Consider the following 18,514-nt stretch of genomic DNA (forward strand, 5'->3'; position numbering starts at 1 on the left):
ACAAGTTGGATAAAGGTCGTTCCTACCTTGGAAGTGAGCTTCTGGGTATAAAATGTGGATAAAACTATGGATACAGAATATAACAGCGCAATGGTATTTACGCACAATAAACTACAAACCCATATTAAGGCCGCATTGCTATGCAGTGCTGCTATTCAGTTGCCTGTGGCAGTGGCTTCATCAACGCTAGCAAATGCAGAGGCGCTACAAGGCGTAGTGGCTGATACAACGGTCAATCAGCAAGCGTTCGATTATGTACAGTCAAGATTAACTAGCAAAGCCATTACGGTCACGCGCGATCCAAATTGGGGACGGCTTGAGTTTTTACAATGTACGGGTGTCGGAGGGTGTTCCAGCTTTCCAGACGAGGCCAGTTGTAATGCCAACGCTCCGCTTTGTAGTTGGGATCCTGGAACACCTAGTAATAATCCTCCATCCTTTAACAGCAACGCATCGACTAACTTTGCAGAAAATGGCACGGGCACAGTGCTGGATGTTAATGCTGACAATGGTGATGGCGGTAGCAATGACTCAGGGATCACTTATTCCTTATCTGGTACAGACGCTTCGCAGTTCAATATTAACTCAAGCTCTGGTGTCATCACGTTTAAGACTGCACCGGACTATGAATCGCCGGGAGACAATGGCGGCGACAATATTTACAATATTACGGTTACTGCCAATGACGGTGGAAGTAGCAACAACACGGCTGCACAAAATATTACCATTACGGTTACAGATATCGATGAGGTTGCACCTACGTTCGATGGTGGAAACTCAACACCGAATGACAATGCGACAGGGGTCTCAGGAAGTAGTAATATTACTATTGACTTCAACGAAAATATAGCCCTTGGAACTGGTAACATTACTATTCGTGACGTCAGTGGTAGTAGTGATTTTGAAGTGTTTGATGTCGCGACAGAAAGCGACGGTACGACGACTAGCCCAAGTGCAGGTCGTATTGGCATTACAAATGATAAAATTTATATAAACCCTACTAATGACCTAACCGGTAATCGCGATTACGCCATTCGTATTGATGCAACTGCTGTTGATGACTCTGCGGGAAACAGTTTTGCGGGGATCAGTGACGATACTACCTTTAATTTCTCGACGGTTAACACCGCTCCTGCAGTTGATTTAGATTCAACGAGTGGTAGCGATAATAGTAGTGCTTCATTTTCTGAAGGTGGTGGTGCGGTAAATATCGCCGCGAATGCTGCTGTGACGGAAGCTGATGGCGACACAATTACCACCATAACAGTAAGTCTCACCAACGATCAAGACGGTGCATCTGAAGGCCTGAATGTCAGTGCATCCGCTCAAGATGCATTGACGGGAATTTCGGGTTCTTCTGATATTTCGCTACAAGATACAATTTCTATAACTGGTGCAACTGCTTCAGCGTCAGAAGTGCAAACGTTCCTACAGGCGATCACTTACAACAATACCTCCGGTACTCCCAACGAAACCGCAAGAACCGTAACTGTTGTTATAAATGATGGCACAGATAATAGCACTTCTCGTACAGCTACTATTTCCGTAAGTAATGTTACTGCTGCGAGCAGTGTCGCAGCCGGTTTTAATACAACAAATGGCGCAAACTTATCTCCAGCAATCACCTTTACTGGCGACGATGAAACACTGACTATTGCTGATACTAGCCATATTGCTGGTTCAACTGCGGATGGGGACGGAGGTACCGATACACTATTTGTAGTAACTGGCTCTAATCTAGCTAACTTTACGTCGCTAGCTAATTTTGAAACATTAACCCCAGACAATGACGGTTCTTTAACGCTGACCGAAGCGCAGCATGATGCGTTTACTACCATCAATGGTTCAGGTACAAACCAATTTACAATATCTAGCGCTGATGGAGATCAAACCCTAACCGGTGATAGCGATATTGAAACCTATGTGTTAGGCGCTGCAATGAACTTTACCATGGGAGCAGCAGCACAAAATGTGACGGGTAGCAGCGGGGATGACACGGTTAATGTAACCGGGTTCACGCCATCAGGTATGCTCGCAGCTGGCGCAGGCACAGATACTCTACAAGCAGATAATGGTGCAAACATCAGTGGTGCTACGCTCAGCGGTTTCGAATCACTGACCTTAAGTGATAATGCGTCAGTCACTATGACGGAAGCTCAGCATGACAGCTTCTCAACAATCACAGCAGCGGCAACCGAGACGATTACAATCAGTGATGTGAGTGATGGCTTAACAGGTAACAGTGCAATTGAAACTTACATACTTTCAGCGGCTAATACCTTTACGCTTGGCGCTGCTGGGCAAAGTGTGACAGGCAGCAGTGGTGACGACACCGTAAATGTTGGTACATTCACAGCTACTGGTACTCTAGCAGGAGGCAGTGGTACAGATACGCTTTCAATTAGTGATGGCGGAAATATCGCAGGCGCGTCAGTAAGCGGTTTTGAAAACCTTTCTGTAGCAACTGGTGGCTCTGCAACAGTTTCAGTATCTCAGTTGTCATCGTTTACTGGTTCGGTTTCTGGCGACGGCACTAATTCTCTAACTGTCTCTGGCAATGGTGATATTACAACGGTCTCAGCGCTTGAAAATTATACTTTATCCGATGATTCAACCAATTCAAGAACGGTGACCGTGAGCAGTGCGGGTCATTCTGTTACTGGTACTTCAACTTCAGATGCAATTACCTTCGATTTAGGTTCGCTTACCTATACTGGAACAATTACTGGCGAAAATACCACTGCCGATACTTTGTCTTTAAGTTCTGGTGCTGATATTACGGCAGCAAGTATAAACGCGGTCAGTAATTTAACGATAGCCTCCGGCGCGTCTGTTTCCATGACAGTAGCTCAACATGAAAGTTTTACTGGTAATATTTCAGCCGCTGGATCAGAAACTATCAATATTTCTGGTGATGGGGATATCACCACTTTCTCTTCGGTTGAAGTTTATAGTGTTGGTGACGATTCTAGCAATACTAGGACCATTACCATCAGTAACGGTACCACTGATGTTTCAGCAACTGCTAATGATGATGCGATTACCTTCAATATAGGTGGTAGCACCTACACTGGCGATTTAACTGGCGACACGAACGTAGCAGATCTTGTTTTAGCGTCAGATGGTGCGGATGTAACTGGAGGTGGATTCTTCAATATAGGAAACCTTAGTCTATCAAGTGGTGCAACTGTTGCGATTGATACGGCCAATCTGAGTGATTTTGCAACAGCGATTTCAGGGGCGGCGGGCAGTGAGACATTAAAACTTATGGATGGTGGAGAATTTGACTTCTCGACCACCTCGGTTTCTGCTGTTGAAGGCATTTCAATTGGCACCAATAGCGCAGCAACGATCACCCTTACTGATAACTTTAATGCCGACGGTCAAACTGTGTCGGTTACAAATGCCAGCGGCAGTGCAATTACGTCAGACTTAGTCATAGACGCTTCTGCCTTTTCTAGTGATGTGCTAGAAATAACGGCAACAGATTTGGATGGTTCTGATACGATCACAGGTGGTAGTGGTGCAGACACTATACGTCCTGGCGGCGGTACAGATACCATGACAGGTAACGATGGTAACGATAATTTTGTCGGAGCGCAAAGTGACTTAAATGGTGACACAATAGCCGATCTTAGCATCGGAGATAAGATAACAATTACAGGCGTAACAGGATTATCAACCAGCAATATTCGCTTTAATGGTACTAGTACGCTGGAGGTGGACACCAACGCTACTACTTTTGTTAACCCAGAAATAAGTATTTCGCTCACGAATGCCGCAGGGAACGATCTTGCGTTTACGGTCGCTGACTCTGGCAGTGATACAGTGATCACCTTTGAAGCTGCGAATGATGAGCCTATCTTTAGTAATTTAAATGGTGGTAATACCTTTACTGAAAATGGAACTTCGATTGCGATAGACAGCGATGTAACCATTTCAGATACTGAACTTGACGCACTTAATAGCGGAAATGGTAACTATGATGGTGCGTCGCTAACAATCTCACGCTCAGGTGGCGCTAACAGTCAAGATATCTTTAGTAACACAGGGTTGCTTGGTACGCTGACTCAGGGAGGCACGTTAAGTTACGATAGCACTGAGGTCGGTACAGTAACAACTAACTCTGCAGGCACACTGGTACTCACTTTCAACAGCAGTGCTACTTCTGCTCTAGTGGATAATGTATTGCAATCAATTGGCTATGGTAGCAGCTCTGAGGATCCAAGCTCATCTGTAACACTTAACTATACCTTTAATGATGGTACGGCAGACAGTACTGGTACAAATCAGGCCGCAGTTACTATTACTCCTGTAAATGATGCCCCTACCGATATTGCATTGACAGCAACAAGCATAGACCAATCGAATACCGGAACTGCTGCGACCGTGGCGACAGCCAGCACCACAGATGTGGAAAGTGGTGACAGTCATACCTATAGCTTGGTTACGGCCGGCAGTAGCGATGGTGGTACATGTAGCGCAAATACGGGTAACGGCAGTTTCCAATTTTCAGGAGCTACGTTACAAACGCAAGCATCAACATCTCCGGGTGACTATGTTATTTGCATTCAAACGAGTGATGGAACCGCAAGTTATCAAGAGTCATTCACGATAACAGTCAACGATGACGTGGCCCCAAATGCGCCATCGACACCAGACTTGGATGCGGCTTCAGACTCTGGGGCTTCAAGCTCAGACAACATTACCAATGACACCACACCAACCTTCAGCGGTACTGCTGAGAGCGGGGCGACGGTTAAATTATATAGTGATCAGGTAGGCGGAGGTACCACGGTCATTGGTACTGGCACAGCAACTGGTGGTAATTGGCAAATTACAACGGATCCGTTGACTGCTGGGTTATCACATTCGATTTTTGCGACCGCCACGGATGCGAGCACGAACGTAAGTAGTAGCTCTAGTGCTTTAAGCGTAACGATCGATAATACAGCCCCTACCGCGCCAAGTACGCCAGATTTGACCGCTGGGAGTGATACTGGCTCCTCGAATGCAGATAACATTACTAATGATACAACGCCCACATTCACAGGAAGTGCATCTACGGGCGACACAGTGACACTAATTTCCGATCTTGATGGCGTTGTTGGCTCAGCCACAGCTGCGGGAGGTGCATGGACTATTACCCCAAGTTCGGCGATGACCAGTGGTACGCACGCAATCACAGCGCGATCAACGGACACAGCCGGTAATATTACCAATAGCAATAGCTTATCAATGGTCATTGATACGAGTGTTTCAGTGCCTAGTATTACGACTCCAATTGAGGGTGATGGTCAAATTAATGCCGCTGAAGACAATGATGTCTTGATTGCTGGCTCTGGTGCCGATGCTAACGTGACTGTTAGCGTGAGTATTACTGACGGTTCAGCAACGCTGAATCAAAATGTAACTTCCGATGGTAGCGGGAACTGGACTATCAGTGGCAGTGAGTTCAATGTTAGCGGATTTAGTAATGGCGAATTAACTGTATCGGCGACGCAAACAGATTCAGCAGGAAATATCTCTGGTGCAGCAAGTACCACTGTTACACTCGATAATACAGCACCTTCTGCACCGACAATTACGACACCAATTGAAGGTGATGGCCGAGTAAATGCGGCGGAAGATAATGATGTGTTGATTGTAGGAACGGGCGCTGAAGCGGGTAATAGTGTAACCGTTACTATTCATGACGGTGCAAATAGTTTTAATCGAACGGTCACTGCGGACGGCTCAGGGGCCTGGACTATAAGTGGCTCGGAATTTGATGTCAGTACGTTTAACAATGGCACATTGACGGTCTCAGCTACTCAAAGTGACGCAGCAGGTAATACCTCAAGTGCAGCTAGCACCACGATCACATTGGATAACTCAGCACCTTCAGCACCTGCGATCACAACGCCTATAGAAGGCGATGATTTAATAAATGCATCAGAAGATGATGATGTTTTGATAGTAGGAACGGGAGCGGAAGCTGGAAATAGCGTAGTTGTCACTATCAATGATGGTGCGAATAGTTTGGATCGTACTGTCACTGCTGATAGTTCCGGCGAATGGACAATAAGTGGCTCAGAATTTGATGTTAGCACGTTTAACAATGGCACATTGACGGTAACGGCATCGCAAAGTGATGCTGCAGGCAATACCTCAAGCGCAGCGAGCACGACAGTCACGCTAGACAACTCCGCACCAAGTGGGATTTCAGCTGCGATTGACCAAGATTTAATCAATGCAGGTAATGAAACTGCATTTAGCTTCACATTAACGGGCTTGGAATCAGCGGGTAGTTTTACTTATGAAATCTCAGACGGTAGCAGTTCAGTAACTAGCTCAAGTGCAATATCTATAACGGGTACTACCCACCAAGAGACTGGAATTAATGTCACCTCATTAAACGAAGGAACATTGACGTTATCTGTTACTGTAACTGATAACGCTGGGAATGAATCGAGTGCAGTAACTGACACCGTCACTAAAAAGTATAATGTTGCCCCTGTGCTTACAGGCACACCGGCAACGAGCGTCAATGAAGACAGTGAATACGACTTTACGCCGACCTTGACTGATTCTGACACAGCCGATACTCATACCTTTAGTATTACGAATAAACCAAGTTGGGCAACATTTGATACGCAAACGGGTAAACTTTCAGGTACTCCAGATGACTCTCATGTTGGCACGACTTCTAATATTGAAATTTCGGTGAGCGATGGAACGGATAGCGATACACTCACAGCATTTAATATTGAAGTAGTTAATACCAATGATGCGCCAACGGGGCAAAGCACTAGCTTCACTATAGATGAAGGCGCAACATTAACGCGGGACTTCAACAATGGCTTACTGTCGCTTGCGAGTGACGATGATCTCGATTCCAACGATAGTCTAACGATAGTAAAAGACACAGATCCGCAATACGGTACGTTAACCCTGAATGCCGATGGTAGTTTTAGTTATGTTCATGGGGGGAGTGAGAATCATACCGATAGCTTCACTTATCATGTTGAAGACAGTGCTAATGCCAGCTCACCGGTGTACACCGTAACAATCAATATGAACGCGATTGAAGACGCACCAACGGCTGTGAATGATACGCTGACTACGCTTGAAGATGCCTCAAACTCAGTGAATGTGCTTGCTAATGATAGTGACCCTGAAAACAACATGGTTGCCTCATCGGTTACTATCAAAACTCAACCGACTAAGGGACAGTTAAGCGTTACTAATGGGGTAGTGACCTTTACGCCAACCGCGAATGAAAATGGTTCGGATTCATATACTTATACGGTTAAAGACTCGACTCTGGCTGAATCTAATGAGGCAACGGTTAGTATAACCATTACACCTGTAAATGATTTACCAATCGCGGCTAACTTTACACCGAATATAGACGAAGACACGCCAACTTCAGCATTGCCCGTCAGAGCAAATGCAACGGATGTCGAAGATACCAACCCAACTGGTACTATTGCACTTGAGTCTCAGCCCAGTAAAGGTCAAGCGGCAATAGACTTGAATAATGGCACTATTACCTATACACCAAATGCCAATGAGACGGGGAGTGATAGCTTTACTTACTCGATTCTTGACAGTGAGGGTGGGAAGTCAAATATTGCGACTATTTCCGTCAATATTGGCGCTGTAAACGACCGACCTATAGCGGGTAATGACACGGTAACAACAAACGAAGATACCGCGACAACATTGGCAATTCTTGCAAATGACTCTGATGTTGAAGACCAAGGTTTTGATGGTTCGGATATTGCGCTTGAAGATAAAGGCGATGGTGCAGGTAACTACGACCTTGCAACCGTTACAGTTGGTTCGGATGGTGTGCTCGCGATCACTCCAAAACAAGACCAAAATGGTATATTGACCTTCACTTATACCGTAGAAGATAGTGAAGGGCTGCGTTCTGATCCGGCGACGGTTACAGTCAATATCACAGCAGTTAATGATGCGCCAGTTGCTGTTAACAATACGGCTCAATTACTTGAAGATGGCAACATTGAAATCAACGTATTGGGTAACGATACGGATGTAGATAGCCAGCTCAATGTCGCAAGTGTTGCTATTGTTAGTCAGCCTCAAGGCGGTTCACTACAAGTACTCACAACAGGTAATATTGTTTATACACCAAATGCTAATTTCTTCGGCAATGATAGCTTTACTTATACGGTACAAGATACTGAAGGGCTAGTTTCAAACGCGGCTACAGTGAATCTCACCGTGACATCAGTAAATGATGCGCCTGTTATTTCAGGAACGCCTTCAACTTCTGTCAATGAAGATGATGCATACAGCTTTACACCGACGGCGACGGATACAGATGGTGATAGTTTAACGTTTAGCGTCACAAACCTTCCAGTTTGGGCAAATTTCAACGATTTAACAGGGGCTATTACAGGTACGCCTACTGAAGGACAAGATGGCACATATAGCGGTATTGTTATTACGGTGTCAGATGGCCAAGCTGATGTATCGTTGCCTGCGTTCAGCATAGTGGTAAACGCTGTGAATGACGCTCCAGTTATCTCAGGTACGCCATCAACAAGTGTTAAACAAGACGAAGCATATAGCTTTACGCCGACGGCATCTGATGTAGATTCTCAAACATTGACGTTTGCTGTGACCAACTTACCAGCTTGGGCAAGTTTTGATACGTCCTCTGGTAATATTACGGGGACGCCGACTAGAGAAGATGTAGATACTTATAGCAATATTGTCGTTAGTGTAAGCGATGGTGCCTTGCAAGCAAGCTTACCTGCATTTGAAATCAATGTTGAGGCAGTTAATGCAGCGCCGATTGCAAACAATATGCAAAGAAGCGTGCTTGAAGATGGAACGACAAGCTTCTCAGCAGATGTTAGCGATCCAGATGGTGATGCATTAACAATGGAGTTAGTGTCGCAGCCACAAAATGGTGCAGTTCAAATTCAAGGCACCGTGTTTAGTTATACACCATTGCCAAACTTTAATGGTTCCGATGTATTTACTTACACTGTGTCAGACGGTGAATTTAAGTCAAATACGGCTTCAGTCACGATGACAGTAACTTCCGTAAATGATGCACCTATTGCGGTTGATGACAGTTTCACCTTCGATGCTGTGGCTTCTAATCAGTATGTTCTGCCAGTCTTGAGCAACGATAGTGATCCAGATGGCGGAACGCTAAGAATTATAGGTGCAAAAGCATCGATAGGCTCTGTGTTTATTTCAAATAACACCTTGACTTACCAAGCTGTGCAAAATACACAAGGGCCAATTGTTGTTACTTATATGATTGAAGATGAAGGTAAAGCCAGAGCAAAGGCTAATGCAAGTATTACGATTAATAATACAAGCACCGGCAATGCTCCTTCAATCACTACGCCAAGTGATTTAACAGTGGATGCAACTGGGTTATTCACAAAAGTGAACCTTGGTATTGCTGTCGCTACAGATAGCTCAGGAAACCCACTGCCAGTATCTTTGGTTAGAGGTACTCCTATCTTTGCACCTGGTAAACATATTGTTTATTGGCAGACAACTGATAATCAAGGACAACAAGCGACTGCGAGCCAAAATCTAAACGTCAATCCTCTGATCTCGCTGCAAAAAGATAGTCGAGTTGCCGAAGATCGTAGTCATTCTGTGAAGGTGTATCTAAATGGCACAGCACCAAGTTACCCAGTAACGGTGCCTTATACCGTAACTGGTACAGCCGATAGTAGTGATCACGATTTGCAGTCGGGTGAAGTGGTAATAAACGCAGGTACTAGTGCTACCATCACCTTTAATATCTTTGCTGATGGTATAAGTGAAGATAACGAAACCATTGTGATTTCCTTGAGTGACTCAGTTAACAGAGGCGCTAAATCCACTTCAACAGTAACAATTGTTGAGCAGAATGTGGCACCAAGCTTAACGGCAGTCGTGCAGCAAAGTGGTGAAGAGCGTAGCCTAATTACCGCCTCTAATGATGTGGTTACCATAGAAGCTTTGGTTGCTGATCCTAATCCAAATGATCAAGTGAGTGTCAGTTGGCAGCCAGATGCAGTGTTAGTCAATACATCGGATGATCCATTTATCTTTGAGTTTAACCCTGAAAATGTACCTACGGGTATTTATAGAGTAGGGGTTACGGCAGAAGATAATGCTAGCCCAAGTTTGTCGACATCTCGAACCGTGTTTATTGAGGTTGTTCCGTCATTAGGGTTATTGTCCGGAGAAGATACTGATGGGGATTTAATTCCTGATGATCAAGAAGGCTATGTCGATCAGGATGGTGATGGTATTCCTGACTTCATGGATGCGATCACCGATTGTAATGTGGTGCAAGAACAAGCATTAGAATCAAATCAGTTCTTGGTGGAAGGTGACCCTGGTGTTTGCTTACGTAAAGGTGCAACTGTACCGCAGAACAATACGGGTGGCTTACAGCTGTTAGAGTCTGAGTTACCTTCAGATCCGGATGCAAATAATGCAGGTGGTTTGTTCGACTTTATTGCGACGGGGTTACCACAGCCTGGTGATGTGTATAGTATCGTTTTACCTCAGCGTAAACCAATTCCATTCAATGCGATGTATCGCAAGCTAATTGGTGGTGAGTGGCAAGACTTTGTGATTGGAGAGGGGAACGAGTTGCTTTCAACTCAAGGTGAACCTGGCTTCTGTCCACCTCCTGGAAGTAACGAATGGACTGCTGGTCTTAGCGATGGTGACTGGTGTGTGCAACTACGTATAGTTGATGGTGGTCCGAACGATGACGATGGTATTGCCAATGGGAGTATTGTTGATCCTGGTGGAGTTGCAGTACCAATTACGGATAACGCACAACCTGTAGCTAACGCCGACAGTGTGACAATTGCTTCGGGGCAAACTATTGTTATTGACGTACTTGCAAACGATACGGACAGTGATAATGATGCACTCACCATAACTGGTGCAAGCGTTGATTTTGGTGTGGTTAGTATAGAAAATAATCAATTGAATTACACGCCACCAGCTGCATTTATGGGTAATGCTACTATCCAATATAGTGTCACTGATGGTCAGGGGGGATCGAGTAATAGTACCGCAACGGTTTCTATTATTGCTAATCAACCACCACAAGTTGCGAACGATACGGCAACCTCAAATGGCTCAAAAATTATCATTGATGTACTTGCAAATGATAGTGACCCTGAAGGTGGCGTGCTAAGCATTGTTTCTGCAACAGCAGGGCAAGGTTCTGTGGCCGTCAATATTGATGGTACGTTGAGCTACACACCAAAAACGGGATTTGAAGGTACAGATACAATTAACTATGTTGTTAAAGATGAGTTTGGTGCGACGGCTGAAGGCCAAGTAAATGTCACTGTAGCGGTGAAACAAGTTACATCAATAACTAACAAGTCCTCAGGGACTATGGGAGGAATGTTGATACTATTAATCAGCGCGGTGGTGATTCGCCGCAGAAAATCACTCTTACCTGCCTTTGCATTGGTAAGTAGTAGTTGTTTATTAACAACACAGGCACAGGCAAGTAATTGGGAGTTAGAGGCGACATTTGGGCAGTCAAATGCAGACAGTGAAATTAATTCTACTGAGCTAAACGTTGTCAGCTTAGATGAGGAAAGTAGCAGTTGGTCGATAGGCGCATTTTACGAATTAATACCCAATTGGCATATTGGACTTCGTTATATCGATCTTGGCCAAGGTCGCGTTGAGTTTTCGGGCTTAAGTGCTGATCCTGAACAAAGCCAAATGACTTTGGCACGAGTTGCTCCTGTCTTGCCTGAGGGTCTTGCGTTGCAGTTCAATTATTCAAAACCATTTGCAGACAAATTTGTAGGGAAGATGTTCTTGGGCGCATTTAATTGGGATTACAAGATTAACAGCGTTCGGGATGGTCAATTTTCCACTCGTTATGAAGATAGCGGTACTAGCGGTTACATAGGTGGTGGTGTTCACTATCAGTTAAGTGAATCATTATCACTTGGAGTCGATTATAGCCATTATTTCATTTCAGCAAATGATGTAAATGACCTAGCTCTTAATTTGAGCTATCGTTTTTAAGCTTAACTGCAGTTTTAGCATTGAAAAGGCCTCAACTAAATGTTGAGGCCTTTTTATATTGGCTGTCACTCGGTGCAGCTTGTTTCATGATGGAGCCATTTTGATACGAGGTAAGTCCCTTCAATAGCTTATTTGGAAATCTTCAGCTGCTTTGAATCGGAAAATGCGGGTAAGAAGTGGGATACACATTAAAGAAAAAGCTCTCTTGCGAGAGCTTTTGGGCTATGTTTACTTTAGACTAGTTATTCGAACGAACTTTTAGAAGAGGGGTAAGTTACGCTAATAAACTAATTTAAAGTAATTTTGAATTCTTCAGATTCTTTTTCTTGAATCGCATTAATTCGACTACCGGGTTTAAACTTGCTATCAATAGTACCTTTTCGGATACGGAACAACTTAACTGTTGTCTCACACGGTTTAGTTTTATCCAGTGCTTCGTTATCAAAGCCAGTTAATTCACCCAACAGGATTTTATATTGGCCGCTAGACTCAGAGATTTCAGACTCAAAATTAACAAAATGTGAAGCGCCATTATTCGCTATACAAGTTGAGTTTAAGCTGATAAGTAACGTGGTATTTATGTCACTTTCCGGTTTCCACTCGACTAAAAGATCATCATTACGATTAAACTGTTCAGAAACAGGAGAGTAAAGTTTAATTGGAGTAGGAAGTCTAACTTTGGAGGTTAGCGTTTCATCTTCTTTATCTCGAAGAAACTCAAGAGTTAACTCAGTGTCTTTTTCGGTCGCTGTAAAATAGCCTTGATAATCGACATCAAATAAGTCGTCATCTTTTTCTAATTGCTTCTTTTCGTTTCCTAGTTTGGCAACCACACTATCACCTTCGGAAAGAATGATGTTTGCGCCAGAACTGTTGTTTAAATTGAACTCTGTAACAACACGAGATGTGTCACCATTTGAAGTAACGCGGATATCCGCCCAAATCCCTTCTGTTTTTACTACATCTGATTGTGTTGATTCAGTTGAACAACCAATTAGTGATGCTAAAGCAATGCAGCTCGATAAAACACTGGCTCGTTTCACGAATATTTCCTTTTCTTCAATATGTGCAAAAAGAGTGTAGCGCTATTTTAATGTTTCTAGAATAGGGTTTAACAATTTATAACAATTTGTTGTGATGCAAAGTAGAAAGGGAACCTCCATGTTCCTAGATAAAAACGCTGTCATATTACTGCGTAAATATGGAGAAACAATGGAGGTATACGACTTAACTGGCGGCATTTATTGAATATCAGATAGCTTAAGCATATTTGACATCACTTCTTTACCTTCCACATTTTTAAGCCGATTGTGATTGTGGGATCTGATTGAGACCAATCAATATCGATGAACCCATAGTTCACATCATGAGTAAACCCAGACACTCGGTGCCGATTTGGGCTGACTTGTTTCCACTCTTCTGTAAGCCCCGAGCTGGTGACTTCCCAAAACGGGTAGCCTTGATGTACTACCTTCGAAATTTCACCCCAGTGTGTATCACCGCTAATCATGATAACGCCACCAAGTTTTTCGCGCGTGATGAAGTTCAGAAGGCGTGCTCTATCAGTAGGGTAGTTGGCCCAAGCTTCCCACCCAGTAAACTCGGGTAATATTTGTAGACTAGAGGCAATAATTCGAATAGCGGCAGGTTTTTTTAACTCAGACTCAAGCCATTGCCACTGTTGCTCACCCAGCATACTCGCATCTAGAACCGGGCTATACGGTTCCCTATTTTTTGGCTTACGTTTGTTGTCGTAATCTGATTTTGATACTGACGTTAACGCCGGTCGGTTCCATCTCAAGTCGGGCATAATGACGCGAATTAGCTGATTTCCTTGGCCGTATTCATACGAGGTATAAATTCCGGAGTCTCTAGTGCGTCGCAAAGAGTTTGCAGGTTCACGCCAAAAGTCTAACATGATCTTTCGTGAGGCTTCTTTTTGAGAATATTCCAAACCTGCGTCATTTTCACCGTAGTCATGGTCGTCCCAAATGGCGATAACTTGAGATTGTTGCCTTAGTTCTTGTATACCCGCGTTTGCGTTAAGCTTTTCATATTTCTTCTTAAGCACATCCATATCCGTGGTGTCACCATAGATATTGTCTCCGAGAAAGATAATTAGCTCTGGGTTCTCTTTATTAATTGCCGCTAATATAGGTATAGGCTTATCTTGATGAGAACATGAACCAAAGAGAATTGTTGACAAAGGGGCTTGCTTGTTTGCATACACGTTCATTGCAACAAACGCCATTAAAGGAAATAACATTAGGCAAGTGAAACGCTTGCGCTCAGAGAGTTTAGGTCGTTTTAGTTTGGTCATTGCGCTATGCCTTCAAGCGGTGGTGCTATCTTGGGGTTAAAGGTAGAAGGACTTTGCCCAAGTAATTGAAGTGCAGTCGCGGTAACTTGCGACAAGGTTTGCTCTTGCTTTGGGATCACTAATCCTTTGGCTTTTATCTTGGGTCCGATTGCTGCAAACCAAACTTGCTCAGAACCTACGATCCCCGCAGGCTGCTTCTCAAGCATGCTGGGGTAGTTCTTTTCAATCGCTGCTTTTGATGAATGATGTCTCCAATCCTCACGATCCATGCCTCGGCCGTGATCGGTAGTAATGAGTAGGTAGGTGTTGTTTTTGTATTGCGGAATTGCTTGTAAGGTTTGCCATAAGTCGGCCAATATTTTATCAGCACGGTGAATACTTTTGATGTACTCGTCGTAGTTTCCACCGTGCGCATAATCGTCTGGCTCGCCCAGTGCTAGCATCATCACTCTTGGTTTTTGGGTTTGAAGATAGGCTTTTGCATATTGATACGTAAAGGCATCTAAGCGCACAGAGGACCAAGGGCTCGGAACTTGCTCTTGTAATTCATTTAAAAATAGCAGCTTGGGATTAGTTGTGTGTTTTGCAATTTCAAATCCAGCGTTTATGTGCAATTTGCTCCTTTCACGATTAAAAATCGCAGGGAACACGTCCCAGCTACCAAACACGGCAAGATTTGGCTCGAAACTAGGCTGAGATTGCAGCCATTCTAGAAACGATATATTTGGGTTCGGATTTTTGTCATTAGAGTCAATATTGGGATCGGCAATACCAGTAATTACTTCGTTGTAACCCGGGTATGAAAAATACCATGGATTGGAAACTCGCATTGTTGAGTTTTGTTTTCTATCGCCGAGAATGACGCCATTTTCGACCACGTATTGCCATAAGAATGGCATTAGCTTTTCACGGCTTTGTTGAGCGTTGTGTCCTTGAAAAAGTGTATTTAGCGCTTTTGGATCGCTTGTTGATTCTTTATCGGTAACTAACTGATTATCCAATCCGTAAAAAACTTCTTGCCATCTAACACCATCTATTGTAACCAGAATAAGGTTCGGATCACTTTGCTTTGCTTGAGTAAATACACTAAAAGTGAGTATGAATAACCACATTGCACGCTTCATTTTATCTCCCAATCCACATTAGGGCGTATCGGTGTTAAAAGAGCACCGAAGTGCCCTTATTTACTTGGCTTTATTATTAAAAAGTGAGCTTAAAGTTCACAGCAGCGGTGCGTGGAGCACCTATCCATGCAGATTGACCAGCAATACCACCCATATAACTTTCATCGGTTAGGTTATTGATAGTTAACCTTAGCTCCATATTTTCAACACCAGATAGTGGTGAATCAATCGCAACACCGGCATAAAAATCTGAAGTCATATAGCTATCGACTCTTTGAGTATTCTTTGCATCTATGTAACGTTCGCCCACCCATTTCGTTGAAAGACCCACGAAATATGGCCCCTCAGCCCAATCAATAGAAATAACGGCTAAATCTTCTGCGGAGCCAAATACTGTGTTACCCGCCGGGAAGTCATTCAAACCACCCGTGTAGATGGAGTCGTTATATGTATATGATGCATAAATACCCCAGCTGTTGGTTACATACCAAGTTGCAGAAGCTTCAAAACCGTTCGACTCGATACCGCCAACATTCACGTATGAACCATTTGTGCCAATCAGATAATCAATACCATCTGGTGAATCTGGAGCTATAAAACTAATTCGGTTATCAAACGTTACATCATAATAGGTCAGGCTGGCATTAAATTCGGTAGATGAATACCTAAAACCTAAATCAATGTTTTCAGCAGTTTCAGGCTCGATTTGTTCAAGTGCAGAGGCTTCGCGTTCTAGTACGTTGTCTTTTATAGCTGCAAAGTTTTCGGCATAGCCTGCAAATAATTCTAGGCCTTCAATTGGCATGGGGGCGACGATCCCTGCGCTTAGTAATGCGTCAGAGTCTGAGTCTAGCGCCACTTTTTGACCACTAAACTTGTCGACACCTTCTAACTCGACCAAGAATTTCTTAGCGCCAACACGCAGTCGAGCTAGGCCAAAGTCTAATTCATCCTCAATGTAGAGCATGGTTGTATCGACATTAAACTCACGGCTATATTGGATCCAATATGGCGTATGATCAAAATTAGCAGAGACTCGAGCATCAATACGCTTGTGCCAATCTCGCCATTCTTCACGTTGGTAGTCTTCATACCAAAACCCTGCGCGAATGGTGTTATCCATATCGGCAATTTTGCCGTAGAAAGTAAAATCAGCATTGATCCCGAGACGGTCTTTACCGTAGTGCGTATGTCGGTAAGAGCCTACCGGAATGGCGCCTGCACCATAACATGCTGGGTCATACTCTTCGTCAGCACCACCGTATGGGAAAGTCAGGCTTGAGGTACATTTTGCATTTGGTTTTAGTGCTTTACCTTCGCTATCAACGAAGTAAATGCGTCCGATAGGACTACCGCCAGTATAAGGCGCAGTACCTGTTACTTCTGAATGAGGCTGATTTAATCCGTCGTTGTTGATATCAACTAAATAGGGAGGAACCCAATCACCACGACCTTCATTGGTGTGATAGTAGACATTACTCGTTAGTGCCCAATTAGTTTGTTCATAGGTTGCTTCTATGTAGCCGAAAATGTTTTCGCGGTGCGTACGCCAGCCATTGCGGTATACTTGGTCTATATGTGGAATGCCGGTGATAGTATCCGTTAGTCTATCCCATGCTGGATCTGCTTCAAATTGTTCTTGGCTTACACGTTGGTAGTTTGCTTCAACCACATCGTCATAAGATGCATAAGCTTTTACCGTCAGCGGGCCTTTTTGGTGTTTTATTTTAGCGGCTAAATGGTCGCGTTCATTATTCGCGACTTGTTGGATCCAGTCTGAGTTGCTTGAGCTAGAAACGCTGATCCAAGCATAGGTATTCTCAATTATTTCACCGGTTTCATAACGAGCGAAGTACTTTTGCGCTTCAAAGTCACCACTGGTGATAGACAGCGTTAAACCTTTCTTTTCAGTGGGGTCAATGGTAGTGAAGTTAAGTGTACCACCTAATGCCTCATTGGAGCGTGAGGCAATATCAGCGGTACCTTGAGATACTTGCACTGCACCCAAGTTTTCAGTATCAATGTAGCGGTTTGCTTTCGCACCACCACCATAGTTTGAATTACCATTGGCAATGCCATCAACCGTAATACCGATTTGCTGCTCGTCTAAACTCAGCTGAAAGCCACGAATAGAAACGGTGGTTGACCAGTCGTCAGAACCAAAAGTATCCCCTTCGTTGATGAGTACACCAGGTAAATTATCGATAACAGCCAAAGCCGATGTCATAGCAGACTGTTGCTTGCTCATTTCGTCACTTGTTGCGTTATTTGCAAAGGAAACACTTTGTCCAACAACCGTAACTTCTTCAATGACTTTATCGTCTTTAGTCTTGTCATCGTTAGCATAGGCGTTAATTGCTAGGGTGGATAGTAGTGCGGTAGTGATCAGATTTAGCTTGCGCTGCGTTTTCATAATTGTTCCAACTTCTAGGTTAATTGTGATCGCTGAAAGAGTCGGCGCAAGTATGGGGAGCTTTTATGACAATTCAGGCCATTTTTATTGAACGTTCAATTAATAAAAGTTTAAAGAATTAAGACACAGGAAGAATTAAGACACAGGGCATATTTGTATTTTATTCGTGGGACGTAAAATCTACATTTGAGAGTGGCTCTGAATAGCAAGCAAAGGAAAAGCGGAGTTATTCACAACGAATAACTCGAGGATTAGTTGGGAACTAAATTAATTGGGCATTAGGAGCCGCCGAGTAAATCCAGCAGATTTTTCCCGATCTTAGCGTTGCCGAAATGCGCTGATATTCATCCACTTCGTACCCATCTGCATGAGCTAATTCAGCTTCCGTGATTAAAAATACAGTGCCCTCTACCTTATCCTCTGCATCACCTGTCGTGATTAAAATGGGATGAATGTCCTTTTGGCTACTGGCAATAACAGCGGGATCTGTTATTTTAACTTGGCCAATTTTAAATCCACAAAGTACCGCTTTTTCGCCTTCTAATCGTCTGCCGAATGTATCAAGTTGCACTTGCTCCTGCTGCAGTGTGCCGTACGAAAATAATGCTTGCATCA

Annotated in this window: 5 protein-coding genes and 1 pseudogene; 1 reads left to right on the forward strand and 5 read right to left on the reverse strand. The window is 43.8% G+C overall.

Annotated elements, in window-relative coordinates:
• The first annotated feature begins 66 nt into the window (after nucleotides 1-66).
• Entirely contained in the window at nucleotides 67-12,042 is an 11,976-nt protein-coding gene (locus tag PNC201_RS18335; RefSeq protein WP_102057938.1) for an Ig-like domain-containing protein, read from the forward strand.
• A 287-nt stretch (nucleotides 12,043-12,329) separates the two neighbouring features.
• Here the strand turns inward: PNC201_RS18335 and PNC201_RS18340 are convergent, their stop codons facing one another.
• From PNC201_RS18340 to PNC201_RS18360, 5 genes and pseudogenes are all read right to left on the reverse strand, one after another.
• Nucleotides 12,330-13,085: a hypothetical protein gene (locus tag PNC201_RS18340; RefSeq protein ID WP_102057939.1), complete on the reverse strand. Its 756-nt coding sequence runs from the start codon at nucleotides 13,083-13,085 to the stop codon at nucleotides 12,330-12,332.
• Between the two features lie 198 nt (nucleotides 13,086-13,283).
• A pseudogene (locus PNC201_RS18345) lies at nucleotides 13,284-14,362 on the reverse strand (alkaline phosphatase D family protein).
• On the reverse strand, nucleotides 14,359-15,486 hold the full coding sequence (locus tag PNC201_RS18350) for an alkaline phosphatase family protein (protein ID WP_102057940.1): 1,128 nt from the start codon (nucleotides 15,484-15,486) through the stop codon (nucleotides 14,359-14,361). Before PNC201_RS18350 ends, PNC201_RS18345 begins: the two are co-directional and overlap by 4 nt.
• 76 nt (nucleotides 15,487-15,562) lie before the next feature.
• On the reverse strand, nucleotides 15,563-17,899 hold the full coding sequence (locus PNC201_RS18355; RefSeq protein WP_102057941.1) for a TonB-dependent receptor: 2,337 nt from the start codon (nucleotides 17,897-17,899) through the stop codon (nucleotides 15,563-15,565).
• A 262-nt stretch (nucleotides 17,900-18,161) separates the two neighbouring features.
• A complete protein-coding gene (locus tag PNC201_RS18360) occupies nucleotides 18,162-18,512 on the reverse strand; it encodes a gamma-glutamylcyclotransferase family protein (protein WP_199539716.1) in 351 nt (116 codons plus the stop codon).
• Nucleotides 18,513-18,514: the final 2 nt, after the last annotated feature.

Origin of the sequence: Pseudoalteromonas sp. NC201, from assembly GCF_002850255.1 — a bacterium.
Lineage (GTDB): Bacteria > Pseudomonadota > Gammaproteobacteria > Enterobacterales > Alteromonadaceae > Pseudoalteromonas.

Coding starts and splice junctions, on each gene's coding strand:
- PNC201_RS18335 (WP_102057938.1), top strand. CDS start 67: ATGGATACAGAATATAACAGCGCAATGGTATTTACGCACAATAAACTA.
- PNC201_RS18350 (WP_102057940.1), bottom strand. CDS start 15,486: ATGAAGCGTGCAATGTGGTTATTCATACTCACTTTTAGTGTATTTACT.
- PNC201_RS18355 (WP_102057941.1), bottom strand. CDS start 17,899: ATGAAAACGCAGCGCAAGCTAAATCTGATCACTACCGCACTACTATCC.
- PNC201_RS18360 (WP_199539716.1), bottom strand. CDS start 18,512: ATGCAAGCATTATTTTCGTACGGCACACTGCAGCAGGAGCAAGTGCAA.